Origin of the sequence: Haloechinothrix halophila YIM 93223 (assembly GCF_000504245.1) — a bacterium.
Classification (GTDB): Bacteria; Actinomycetota; Actinomycetes; order Mycobacteriales; family Pseudonocardiaceae; genus Haloechinothrix_A; species Haloechinothrix_A halophila.
The window spans coordinates 5,312,416-5,324,690 of record NZ_KI632509.1 but is presented as its reverse complement, the minus strand read 5'-3'; the positions used below and the strand labels follow the sequence as shown (position 1 = coordinate 5,324,690).

The 12,275-nt window shown below is 65.9% G+C and carries 10 protein-coding genes, 1 tRNA gene and 1 pseudogene; 9 read left to right on the top strand and 3 right to left on the bottom strand.

The window, feature by feature from the left end; translation table 11 throughout:
- Positions 1–75: 75 nt before the first annotated feature.
- Positions 76–669: a M48 metallopeptidase family protein gene (locus AMYHA_RS24385; protein ID WP_034278701.1), complete on the top strand. Its 594-nt coding sequence runs from the start codon at positions 76–78 to the stop codon at positions 667–669.
- 15 nt (positions 670–684) lie between these two features.
- Here AMYHA_RS24385 and AMYHA_RS24380 read toward each other — a convergent pair whose 3' ends face one another.
- A complete protein-coding gene (locus AMYHA_RS24380; protein WP_034274893.1) occupies positions 685–2,079 on the bottom strand; it encodes a zinc-dependent metalloprotease in 1,395 nt (464 codons plus the stop codon).
- Positions 2,080–2,232: 153 nt separating this feature from the next.
- Here AMYHA_RS24380 and AMYHA_RS24375 point away from each other — a divergent pair, with 153 nt between their 5' ends.
- A complete protein-coding gene (locus AMYHA_RS24375; protein ID WP_231104883.1) occupies positions 2,233–3,342 on the top strand; it encodes a YlbL family protein in 1,110 nt (369 codons plus the stop codon).
- A 73-nt stretch (positions 3,343–3,415) separates the two neighbouring features.
- Here the strand turns inward: AMYHA_RS24375 and AMYHA_RS24370 are convergent, their stop codons facing one another.
- Positions 3,416–4,009 carry a PPA1309 family protein gene (locus AMYHA_RS24370; RefSeq protein WP_051400262.1) on the bottom strand — a complete coding sequence of 198 codons (594 nt, stop codon included), beginning with the start codon at positions 4,007–4,009 and terminating at the stop codon, positions 3,416–3,418.
- 155 nt (positions 4,010–4,164) lie between these two features.
- Here AMYHA_RS24370 and AMYHA_RS24365 point away from each other — a divergent pair, with 155 nt between their 5' ends.
- A complete protein-coding gene (locus tag AMYHA_RS24365; RefSeq protein ID WP_330760639.1) occupies positions 4,165–7,155 on the top strand; it encodes a UPF0182 family protein in 2,991 nt (996 codons plus the stop codon).
- A gap of 89 nt (positions 7,156–7,244) precedes the next feature.
- Positions 7,245–7,321, top strand: a tRNA-Met gene (locus AMYHA_RS24360).
- A gap of 101 nt (positions 7,322–7,422) precedes the next feature.
- On the opposite strand, the pseudogene AMYHA_RS24355 reads toward AMYHA_RS24360, so the two are convergent.
- A pseudogene (locus tag AMYHA_RS24355) lies at positions 7,423–7,812 on the bottom strand (two-component system response regulator); the annotation flags it as partial.
- 231 nt (positions 7,813–8,043) lie between these two features.
- Here AMYHA_RS24355 and AMYHA_RS24350 point away from each other — a divergent pair.
- The 5 genes from AMYHA_RS24350 (at position 8,044) to ftsX (ending at position 12,270) form a co-directional block, all read left to right on the top strand.
- Complete coding sequence (locus AMYHA_RS24350; protein ID WP_157362386.1) at positions 8,044–8,775, top strand: DUF6008 family protein; 732 nt, start codon at positions 8,044–8,046, stop codon at positions 8,773–8,775.
- Positions 8,776–8,844: 69 nt separating this feature from the next.
- Positions 8,845–9,345, top strand: coding sequence for a PadR family transcriptional regulator (locus AMYHA_RS24345; RefSeq protein ID WP_034274887.1), 501 nt, complete (start codon positions 8,845–8,847; stop codon positions 9,343–9,345).
- A 58-nt stretch (positions 9,346–9,403) separates the two neighbouring features.
- Positions 9,404–10,525, top strand: coding sequence for a peptide chain release factor 2 (gene prfB / locus AMYHA_RS24340; protein ID WP_034274885.1), 1,122 nt, complete (start codon positions 9,404–9,406; stop codon positions 10,523–10,525).
- A 91-nt stretch (positions 10,526–10,616) separates the two neighbouring features.
- Positions 10,617–11,306 (top strand): cell division ATP-binding protein FtsE, encoded by a 690-nt coding sequence (gene ftsE, locus AMYHA_RS24335; RefSeq protein WP_034274884.1) that lies wholly within the window; start codon positions 10,617–10,619, stop codon positions 11,304–11,306.
- 64 nt (positions 11,307–11,370) lie between these two features.
- Positions 11,371–12,270 (top strand): permease-like cell division protein FtsX, encoded by a 900-nt coding sequence (ftsX, locus tag AMYHA_RS24330; protein WP_034274882.1) that lies wholly within the window; start codon positions 11,371–11,373, stop codon positions 12,268–12,270.
- Positions 12,271–12,275 lie beyond the last annotated feature (5 nt).

Here is a 12,275-nt window from a genome sequence, read left to right as displayed (position 1 = left end):
GTCCCTTCTGTCGGTCGCTGCCTCTACGGTGGGTCCGTGCCGCAACGGAAGAACCGCGCAACCGACCAACTGGCCATGCTCGAAACCCCCGAGCGTGCCCCGGCCAGGCGTGTCGAGGTGCGGCGAAGCAAACGCCGCACTCGCACCGTCTCGGCGTACCTCGACGGGGACACCATGGTGGTGCTGATACCAGCCCGCATGAGCGCCGCGGAGGAGCGCAAATGGGTGGCTGAGATGGAGCGCAGGCTGCATCGCACCGAAGTGCGGAAGAAGTCGCCTGCGCGTCGCTCCGACGACGCGCTGCTCGCGCGCTGCGCCGAGCTGTCCGCACGGTATCTGGACGGTAAGGCGAGTCCCGTGACCGTGCGCTGGGTGCCGCCGATGCGCACCCGCTGGGCGTCGGCGACGCCCACGCAGGGCACTATCCGGGTGAGTGATCGGCTTCGCGAGGTGCCGTCATGGGTGCTTGACTACGTCCTGGTGCACGAACTCACCCATCTGCTCGTGCCCAGCCACAACGCCGACTTCTGGGCGCTGTGCCGTCGCTACGAGAAGACCGAGCGGGCCATTGGCTACCTCGAGGGGCTCTCCGCCGCCGCTGGCCTCGGCATCACCGGAATCGACAGCGAGCCAGGCGAGTCAGACGGCGACCCCGGCGACGCCGGGTGAGGTACCGAGATACTGCTACGCGTCGCCGCTGTCGTTCCGCTTGCCCTGCTCGTCATCCTCGTCCGAACCGGCAGTGCCGGCCATTCCTGTCTCGCCGGCATCCTCCGAACGTTCGCGTTGTTCGGCCCGTCTGATCTCGGCGATCGGGTCCATGTCGTCCATCTCGCCGCCGCTGCCAAGCCGCTCGGCGAACTCGAGTGGATCGTCTAGGTCCGCGGTCGTCGGTACGAAGTCAGGGTGCGACCACAACTCATCGCGCTTCTCGGCACCGTGCTGGTCGCCGACGAGCTTCCACAACGATGAGGCCGCACGCAGCCTGCGGGGGCGCAGCTCAAGGCCCACCAGTGTGGCGAACGTCTGCTCGGCGGGGCCGCCGGTCGCGCGCCGCCGCCGCAGCGTCTCGCGGAGCGCGTCAGCGCCGGGGAGCCGCTCGCCGATCGCGTCGGCGACGACGACGTCGACCCAGCCCTCGACCAGCGCGAGCAGCGTCTCCAACCGGGTCAGTGCCGCTTCCTGCTCGTCGGTGCGCTTCGGCTCCAACAGGCCGGAGGACATGACCTCCTCGATGCTGGATGGGTTCGACGGGTCGATCTTGGTGGCGAGGTCCTCGATGGCGCTGGTGTCGACCGAGATGCCGTGGGCGAACTCCTCCACGGTGTCGAGCAGGCGCTGCCGCAGCCACGGCACGTGTGCGAACAACCGTTGGTGTGCCGCTTCGCGTGCGGCGAGGAAGACCAGCACCTCGCTGCTCGGCCGCTCAAGACCCTCGGTGAACTTCTCGATGTTGGCCGGTAGCAGTGCCGAGGTCGCTGCCGGGCCGAGCGGGAGTCCGACATCGGTCGATGTCAGCACCTCGGAGCCGAGCTGTGCTAGGGCGTTGCCCAGCTGGGAGCCGAACATCATGCCGCCCATCTGACCGACCATCGACAGCAGCGGGCCAGCAGCCTGCTTGGCTTCGTCAGGGAGGGCGTCGGTCCACGCCGACGAGACGCGGGTGGCGACGGGGTCGCACAACCGTTGCCAGGTCGGCAGGGTTTTCTCCACCCAGTCGCGCGCCGTCCACGCCACCGACGTCGTCGCGCCCGCGGGCAGGATTGTCGCGGTGTCCAGCCACAGCTCCGCGAGGTGTGCGGCATCGCGCACCGCCGTCTCGCCGGACGTGTCCTGCTTGCCGAAGCCGACCTGCTTGCCGCCCTCGCTGCTGAGCCGTTGCAGCGCGATCTGCTTGGCGAGGTCGTAGTTCACCGGGCCGGACGAACTGCCCGCTTGGCTGAGCATCTGGCCAAGCTGGGTCAACATCTGGCCGAGCTGGTTGAACGCGTCCGCACCGCCCTGTTGCTTGTCGTTCGGCTCGCCCTCGCCGCGGCGGTCAGGATCAGGCGGACCGAATCCGAACGGAAAGTCGCTCATACCTCTACGGTACGCGGATGAACCGACTGGGTGACGTGGTGAGGCGGCACGAGCGCCGTGACAGGCTGCCCGTAACCTAGGCCTAGCCGTCTGAACAGCGGTCCATCTGACGTAGTAGGGCATTCAGTTGTGAGCGAACCGGACAATTCGCGCGTGGAGGCATCCTCCGAGCAGGCGCAGACCGACGCCGACGTCTGGCAGTCGGGCCAGCGCCCCACCAGCATGGGCTTGTCTCGACGAGGCTGGACGATCGTGCTCAGCGTCGTCATGGCGGCGGTGTTCGTCGCGGTCGGCATGCTCGTCCGGGTGCCATACGTGGCGCTGGGACCTGGCCCGACCTACGACACGCTGGGGTCAACAGCTGGTGGGCCGGTCATCAATATCGATGGCACCGAGTCGTATCAGACCAGCGGTGAGCTGCGGCTAACCACGGTGTCGCTGTCCGACGACGTGCGGCTGGTCGAAGGGCTCGGCATGTGGATCAGCGGCCGCTACGCGCTGGCTCCGCGTGAGCTGTACTTCCCGCCAGGTGAGACGGAGCAGGAGGTCGAGCAGGAGAACGCGCGGCAGTTCGCGGACTCGCAGAGCGCCGCGGAGGTCGCCGCGCTGAGTCACCTCGACTACCCGACGAGGGTCATCGCCAAGGAGGTCGTCGCGGACGGCCCGTCGGCGCAAGTGCTGCAAGCAGGTGACGTGCTGGTCGCGGTTGACGGCACCAAGGTCGACAGCACTCAGGACGTGCACAAGATCCTGGAGGACACCAAGCCGGAGGACACCATCTCGGTGAGCTATCGGCGAGACGGCTCGGTCACGCGCGGTGAGACCATCACCCTTGGCGACGCGAAGGACGGCAGAGAGCAGGGCTACATGGGCCTGCTGCTCACCGACACGGCGAAGGTCGACTTCGAGATCGACATCAAACTCGCCGACATCGGCGGGCCATCGGCTGGCCTGATGTTCGCGGTGGCGATCGTCGACCGGCTAACCCCAGGTCAGCTCACTGGTGGTGAGCACATCGCCGGGACCGGCGAGATCACCCACGATGGCAAGGTCGGCCCGATCGGCGGCATCTCGTTCAAGCTGGTCGCGGCCAACGAAGATGGTGCGAGCACTTTCCTCGTGCCCAAGGACAACTGCGCAGAGGCAGTGCGCACCGCGCCGGATGGGATGCGCCTGGTGCGGGTGGACACACTGGACGACGCGGTCAATGCGTTGGAGACGATCGCGGACGGTGGTAACGCCCCCACCTGCGAGGCGAGCTGACGCGAGCACCACAGACGGTCGGCCACACGCTGAGGGACTCGACGCCAGCCACCCACGGCGAGCGAACGCGCGGTTAGGGCTCCAGCGTCGCGGCCAGCGCGTCGAGCAGGTTCGGCGCGAGATCCGGGTGCTCGACGACCTCGTCGACCGGCTCGCTCTCGGCGTTCTCACTCTTGCCGCGAAGCCGCATCACGCAGGCGCGGGTGCCGTCTCGAGAGACGGCAGCGACGAGCCGCGCCTCGGTGCGTTGCGGATGGTTGGCGGCTGCGCGCTGAAGACGTTCCACATCGCCTGACTCACCAGCGGCCTCCTCCAGCTCGGACTCCGCCCCGGGGGGTAGCACGACGATCTCGTGTGCGAGGGCGCAGCCTTCAACCGTCTCCGGCCAGGCGATCTTGGCGAGCGAGTCGCCGAGGTCGGATTCCGGCAGCGACTCCTGGGCGACCGGCGTCAACGGCGACTCGACGTCGAGCCGGTCCGCGAGCTCGGGCTGTTTCGCGAGCAGATCCGCGGTCGGTACCAGCGCGAAGAGCTGTGGCGGCTGGTCCCAGCCGGCTGTGGCGACGAACTCGTCGACCTCACGGGCGACGGTGGCGAGATTCGCCGTGGCAGTGTTCGCGCTGTCGTGCGCGGCGGGTTCGGCCGGACCGGAATCGGGATCTTCCATACCTTCATGGTGCCAGGCGAGGGCCATCACCCTGTCACTACCGCACCGTGCGGTCTGGTCCGGCAGGGACTACTCTGCGGCGAACTCGCGGCCCAGATCGGGAACTTCGGACCCTATCCGTAGAGTTGAGTTGAACAGGGGCGGTTTGTTGCGGTATGCAGGCCGCCAACTGCCAGGCCAACGAAAGTGCGAACTCAGGAGCGTGTGTAGTGGCCACTCGGCCTCCCGTCAGTATGCCAAAGCTGACACGGCGTAGTCGTATCCTGCTGGTCGTCGGCGGTCTCGCACTGCTGGCGCTGTTACTAGGCAGCAGAGTGGTTGGCACGTACGTCAACTGGTTGTGGTACCGCGAGGTCGAGGCCACGAATGTCTACAGCACGATGGTGCTGACCAGGGTCGCGCTGTTCTTCATCGTCGGCATCGTCGTCGCGGGGGCAGTGGCGGCCAGCCTGGCGGTCGCCTATCGCAACCGGCCGGTGTTCGTCCCCGTTGCTAGTGAGGACGACCCGCTCGCGCGTTACCGCTCCACCGTCGTCGCCAGGGTCCGGTTGTTCGGTATCGGTATCCCCGCGCTGATCGGTCTTATCGCCGGGGCGACCGCGCAGGCGGATTGGCGCATCATTCAGCTGTTCATGAACGGCGGGGACTTCGGTCGTGCCGATCCTGAGTTCGGCAACGACGCCGGTTTCTACGTGTTCGATCTGCCGTTCTACAACTGGCTGATCGGCTGGGGCTTCGTCGTGTTCGGTTTGGCGTTCGTCGCGGCGGCCGCGACGCATTACCTGTTCGGCGGGATCCGTGTCGCTGGCCGTGGCGGGCAGTTCACGACTGCCGCGCGGGTGCAGCTCGCCGTGCTGGCGGGTGTGTTCATCCTCGTCAAGGCCGTTGACTACTTCTTCGATCGCTACAACGTCTTGCTCGACGGCCGCAGTGACCTGTTCACGGGTGCCAGTTACACCGACCTGAACGCCGTGATGCCGGCCAAGCTGATCCTGATGAGCATCGCGGTGTTCTGCGCACTCGCGTTCTTCGCGGCCATTGTGCTGCGTAACTTGCTGTTGCCAGCGATCGCGTTGGTGCTGCTGATTGTGTCCGGCATTCTGGTCGGCTCGGCGTGGCCCGCGCTGCTGGAGCGGTTCTCGGTCAGCCCGAACGCCATTCAGAAAGAAGCGCAGTCGATTGAGCGCAACATGGCGGAGACCAAGTATGCGTATGGCTTGACGGAGACCGACGTCAAGTACATCGATTACGAGGGTTCCGCCGAGGTGACGGCCGAGGAAGCCGCCAACGACAAGGCTACGATGCCGAACGTCCGGCTACTCGATCCGACCGTGCTGAACCGGACATTCACCCAGCAGCAGCAACGCAGGAACTTCTACGGTTTCCCCGAGCAACTCGACATCGATCGCTACACGGTCGATGGAAAGAAGCGGGACTATATCGTCGCGCTGCGGGAGATCGACACCTCGGCGCTGGCGGAAAACCAGCAGAACTGGATCTCCAAGCACCTGGTATTCACCCACGGCAACGGCTTCATCGCCGCGCCGGCCAACACCGTGCAGGCGGCTTCGGAGCAAGCAGGTGGCCAGGGCGGCTACCCGCAGTACACGATCAGCGACACCACGACCGAGGGCGACATCAAGGTCGATCAGCCGCGGGTGTATTACGGCGAGCTGAACACTGATTATTCGATCGTCGGCAGCCCGTCGAAGGAGAACGGCGAGTACCGGGGCGAGTACGACACGGCTACCCAGACCCACCGCTACCAGGGCAAGGGCGGCGTGCCGATCGACAACATCTTCGACCGCGCCGTCTTCGCCCTGCACTACGGCGAGCGGAACTTCGTTTTCTCCGACGTCATCGGTGACGGTTCCAAGGTCATGTACAACCGGGACCCGAAGGAGCGTGTCGAGAAGAAGGCTCCGTGGCTGACCGTCGATGGTGACCCTTACCCCGCCGTGATCGACGGCAAGATCAAGTGGATCGTCGACGGTTACACCACGACGAAGAACTTCCCGTATGCGCAGAAGACGCAGCTCGGTGAGGCGATCGAGACCACCCGGTCCGGCCTGCCGCGGATCGCGGACACCCAGATCAGCTACATCCGCAACTCGGTGAAGGCCACCGTGGATGCCTACGACGGCACCGTGGACCTGTACGAGTTCGATGAGCAGGACCCAATACTCGACGCGTGGCGGAACATCTTCCCCGGCACCGTGAAGCCGAAGTCGGAGATCAGCGACGATCTGGCCGAACACTTCCGGTACCCGGAGGACCTGTTCAAGGTGCAGCGTGAGTTGCTGGCGAAGTACCACGTGACGGATCCGGGGACGTTCTTCTCCAACGAGGACCGCTGGAGCGTGCCGTCAGACCCGACGGTGCAGGGCGCTGGTGGCGACGCGAACCAGCCGCCGTACTACATCCTGGCGGCCGACCCGCAGAACCCGAGCTCGGCCGAGCCGCAGTTCCAGCTGACCAGTGTGCTGACGCCGTTCCGCAGGCAGTTCATGTCCGCGTTCGTGTCTGCCAGTTCCGATCCGGAGAACTACGGCACGATCACAGTGCGCCGACTGCCGGGTGAGACGCAGACGCGTGGTCCGCAGCTGGTGCAGAACGACTTCCTGTCGTCGTCTGAGGTCAGCAGTGAGATCAACATCCTTACCCAGCAGAACACCCGGGTGATCTACGGCAACTTGCTGACACTGCCGGTGGCTGAAGGGTTGATTTACGTCGAGCCGGTCTACATTGAGCGGACCGGGCAGGAATCGTCGTTCCCGCAGCTCAACCGCGTGTTGGTGTACCACGGCGGCCGGGTCGGCTACGACTCCACGCTCAAGGGGGCGCTGGAGCAAGTGCTCGGTGAGGGCGCTGGCGAGTCCGCCACCGAGCAGGTCGAGGGCGACCCAAGCATCGATGGCGATGGCCAACAGGCCGAGCAGCCTGACCAGGAAGAGCCCGAGGCGCCTGCTGAGCCCAGTGGTGGCGATGCCAACGCGCAGATGCAGGAAGCCGCTGAGGAGATGCAGCAGGCCGCTGAGAAGTTGTTTGAGGCCCGTCGCGAGGGTGACTACCAGGCAGAGGCTGAGGCGCTGCAGGATCTCGAGGCGGCTCGCGACAAGTACAACAACGCCAAGGACTCTGGCTGAGGCGTCCGCGGCCGGGGGTCGGGCTGAAGAACCGACCCCCGGCTGCGACCCGGTTCAGGCCGGGGTGTAGAGTTGTAGTCACAACACAACGCGGGGTGGAGCAGCTCGGTAGCTCGCTGGGCTCATAACCCAGAGGTCGCAGGTTCGAATCCTGTCCCCGCTACCAGGGAAAACGGCCCTCGGAGAATCTCTCCGAGGGCCGTTTTTCGTGTCACGTGACCGGATTCGCGACCAAGTGCATGCTCTGCATTTGCGTCTGTTCGCGCGCTACGCCTGCGCGGTCCAGCGATAGCGGCGCTCAGGGCGGCCGGTGCCGCCATAGCGCAGCCGGACCTCGGCGCGGCCGGTGTGGACGAAATGCTCCAGGTATCGCCGGGCACTCACCCTGGCGAGCTGAGCCTCGGTGGCGCACTCGGCGGCGGACAGGTAGCCGTTGGCCGCGCGCAGTACACCCTCGACCAGCTCCGCCGTCTCTGCCGTCAGCCCCTTCGCCAACGGTGACGCACCGCCAGGCCTGCCGCCGAACACCTGGTCCACGTCGGACTGTGCGGCCGCCGACATCCCGGTCAACTTCTCATGCAGACCAGCGAAATGCTGCAACTGGTCGTACAACGCGCCGTAGGTGAACGGCTTGATCAGGTAGTGCAGCACTCCGCCCCCGCCGCACCGTCCCGAGGCTCACCCGACCAGGTGTATTTCGCGAGGCCAGGCGGGCGTCCTGGGTGCCCCGAACAGCCAGGCGTGCCGGGACGCGGTGCCTCGATCGGGATGTCTCGCCCTGCGGGGCGGCGGACGACGCGGTATCGGTGTTCGTGCAGCGCACGAACGCTAACTCGGGGCTCGTGCGAACCGGCACGCGACCGGAAGTGTGAGGGACCGCGCATGGGCATGACGACGGCATCCGCGTTGGAGTCTGCGGGAGCGGCGGGACTGGTGCTGTGGGCCGTCGCGATGTGGGCGGCGGTCGGCGTGCTTGCCTACGCCAATCGGGGACCGGTGCGGCCGTGGGGGTACCGCCTCTCGGTGGCTGTCATCGGGCTCGGCATCATCGGGCAACTCGGCCATATCCAAGAGCACATCGCCCAGGTGGCGTATTGGGTGGCTCATCCGAACGAGAAGGCGTGGATGACGCCGCTCGGCACTGGCCTGGCAAGCGGTCTCGGCCAGGTCGCGCCGGACACGCCGTCGCTCGGCATGGAGATCCTGCATCTGACCGGGAACTTCATCTTCCTCGCTGGGCTGGTCGGCGTCGTGCTCATCACTCGTCGCGCGTTGGCCACGAAGGCGCGTAAGTGGGGCAGGATGGGCGTGCTGATGCAGGGCATCCACGGCATCGAGCACCTGGTTCTGACGTTGTCGGTGGCGCTCGGCGCGAGCCAGGCGATCGGGCTGTCGACGTGGTTTGGCCTGCTAGACCCTGGTCCTGGCCTGTGGACGTACCGGATCTGGTGGCACTTCGTCGCCAACGTCGTCGGGTCGGTGATCTTCGCCGTCGCGCTGTATCACCTCTTGCGGGAACGGCGGCAGGTCGCGGCGGGCTATCGCCCCCACGTCCCGGGGCAGCGCGCGGCCGACGCGGCAGCGGCTGACCTGCGCCACCCGGCTGCGAGCGGCGGGTAGAGATCGCCACTGTGGACAGATCAGGTGACCACAGTGGACAGAATTGGCTGGTAATGGCACCGTGGAAGTGTGACTGAGCTGAATGCGACCTCCGCAGCGCTGCTTGGCTTGCTGCACGACGGGCCCGCCACCGGCGGCCAGCTCGTCGCGGCCGCTGGCGAGATCTACGGTGCGTTTTTCAGCGTCACCCGTAGCCAGGTGTACCGCGAGTTGCCCGCACTGGCCGAGCGTGGCCTCGTCCGCCTCGGAAAGCAGGGTCCGCGTGCCAGCCAGCAGTACATCATCACGGCGGCAGGCAAGAAGGAGTTCAAGCGCTGGGCGACCACCGATGCCGGGCCGGACCACATCCGCAGCACGCTGCTGTTGCGGGTGGTCAATGCGGATAAGCTGACTGCCAAGCAGCGCGACAACCTGATCGGCGAAGCGCGCGAGCGCTACAACGAGGAACTCACCGAGGCCAAGGCGGCCGTGCGTGCTGCGGACAACCCAGCCGACACGGCGATCGCGACCTTCTGGCAGTCCCATGTCAAGGCTGCCCTGAAGTTCATCGACACCATCGCCGGGAGCTGAGCGGTCAGCGACACGCCAGGGACATAGCGCCCGCCCTCGGCGGGTAACCTTGACTGTTGTGAGTGCGGACGTCGAAGCAGAGCTCAAGGACCTAACTGCCACGCTGGCCCAGGTCGAGTCGGTGATGGACCTCGAAGCGCTGCGTGCTGAGGTCGCTTCGCTCGAGGAGGAGGCTGCGAGCCCCAACCTGTGGGACGACCCTGCCGCCGCGCAGCAGGTGACGAGCAGGCTGTCCTACCGGCAGGGCGAGTTGCGCAGGGTTTCTGAGCTGCGGCAACGCCTGGATGACCTCGCTGTGATGTACCAGCTTGCCGCCGAGGAGGAATCCGACGACCTCAAGGTGGAGGCCGATAACGAGCGCGCCCAGCTCGCATCCGAGCTTGCCGCGCTCGAAGTGCGCACGCTGCTGGCCGGGGAGTACGACGACCGTAATGCCGTCGTCACCATCCGTTCCGAGGCAGGTGGCGTCGATGCCGCGGACTGGGCGGAGATGCTGCTGCGGATGTATCTGCGCTGGGCTGAGCGGCATGACTACCCGGTCGAGGTCTACGACATCTCCTACGCGGAAGAAGCGGGCATCAAGTCGGCGACGTTCAAGGTCAGCGCGGCCTATGCCTACGGCACGCTCTCGGTCGAGCAGGGCACCCACCGCCTGGTGCGTATCTCGCCGTTCGACAACCAGAACCGGCGCCAGACGTCGTTCGCGCACGTCGAGGTGCTCCCCGAGGTGGAGGAAGTCGACCACATCGACATCCCGGAGAAGGACATCCGGGTCGACGTCTTCCGCTCGTCGGGGCCTGGCGGGCAGAGCGTCAACACCACCGACTCCGCCGTCCGGCTGACCCACGTGCCCACCGGCGTCGTCGTCTCCTGTCAGAACGAGAAGTCGCAGCTGCAGAACAAGATCGCCGCTATGAAGGTGCTGCAGGCCAAGCTGCTGGCGCGTAAGCAAGAGGAAGACCGCGCGGAGCTGAACGCGCTCAAGGACAGCGGGTCGAGCTGGGGCAACCAGATGCGCTCCTATGTGCTGCACCCGTACCAGATGGTCAAAGACCTGCGTACCGAGCACGAGGTCGGTAACCCGACGCCGGTGCTCGATGGCGACATCGATGGCTTCCTCGAAGCAGGCATCCGCTGGCGCAAGGAGCAGCAGATCGCCGCGAGCGAGCACATCGGCTGAGCGCCACCGTGGAGTGAGTGCGGGGTGAGTACCGCCACCGAGCACTGGACGCAACCGCGTCTTCACATCCCAGCGAGGTAGGCTCCGCGATGTGATCCGGCTAGAGAACGTGACCAAGCTCTACAAGACCTCGACCCGGCCCGCGCTTGAAAACGTCTCCGTCGACGTCGGCAAGGGCGAGTTCGTGTTCGTCATCGGTCCGTCCGGGTCGGGCAAGTCGACGTTCCTGCGGCTGTTGCTGCGCGAAGAGGTGCCCACCAAGGGCAAGCTGTACGTCTCCAACTACGACGTCGCGAAGCTGCCGCGCAGGCGGGTGCCGCGGCTGCGGCAGACAATTGGCTGCGTCTTCCAGGACTTCCGCCTGCTCACCAACAAGACGGTGTTCGAGAACGTCGCGTTCGCGCTCGAGGTGATCGGCAAGCCGGCGCACACCATCCGCAAGGTCGTGCCCGAGGTGCTTGAGCTGGTTGGTCTTGACGGTAAGGCCGACAGGATGCCGAGGGAGCTCTCCGGTGGTGAGCAGCAGCGTGTCGCGATCGCGCGCGCGTTCGTCAACCGGCCGCTGATGCTGCTCGCGGACGAGCCGACGGGGAACCTCGACCCCGATACCAGCCAAGACATCATGCTGCTGCTCGAACGCATCAACCGGACGGGCACGACGGTGCTGATGGCGACCCACGACCAGTCGATCGTCGACTCGATGCGTAGAAGGGTGGTCGAGCTCGACTTCGGCAGAGTGATTCGCGACGACGCCCGAGGTGTGTACGGCTACGATCACTGATCCCGACCGGCAGAGCTAACCCCGCCACCCAACCCCCGACCCCGACTCAAGGACAGTTCGTCAGATGCGCGCCAGCTTCGTGTTCAGTGAGGTCTCGACCGGCCTGCGTCGGAACGTCACCATGACCGTCGCGATGATCCTGACCACCGCGATTTCCCTCGTTATGTTCGGGATCGGGCTGATGGTGGTCAAGGCGGTGGATCTCACCAAGGACAACTACCTCGACGAGCTTGAGGTGGCGGTGTTCTTGACGGACGAGATCAGCAAGAAGGACGTGAGCTGCACACAGCAGCCGTGTGCGTCGCTGAAGCAGGACCTCGAGCTCAATCCCGCTGTCGACACCGTCGTCTATCGGGACCAGGACGAGGCGTATGAGGTGTTCAAGAAGGCGTTCAAGAACGAGCCGACCATGCTCGAACTGGCGTCGCCGGAAGCTATCCCCGCCTCACTGCAGGTACGGCTGAAATCGCCAGAACAGTCCGCCGCGATCGTGAAGGGCTTCGCTGAGCGGCAAGGGGTGTCGCTGATCCACGACGGCGGGGAGACGGTGGACCGGCTGGTCGATTCGCTGCGGGTGCTGCGCAACGTCACCTTCGTCGGGTCGCTGGTGCTGCTGCTCGCCGCGTTGCTGTTGATCGCGAATATGATTCAGATTTCGGCGTACACCCGGCGCACCGAGGTTGGCATCATGCGGTTGGTCGGCGCGACGCGCTGGTATACGCAGCTGCCCTTCCTGCTGGAAGCGATGGTCGCTGGCGCCATTGGCGCGGTGCTCGCGATCACCGGGCTACTGAGTATGCAGGTCCTGCTCCCGTCCGGCTTCGCGAATCAGTTGGAGAACGTCGTGCGGTTCCCCGGCACGTTCTACACCGCCTTCGTGATCTCGCCGATTCTGCTGCTCACGGCGATGCTGATCTCCTCACTGGTCGGCTACGTGACGCTGCGGCTCTACGTCAGGCACTGACCAAA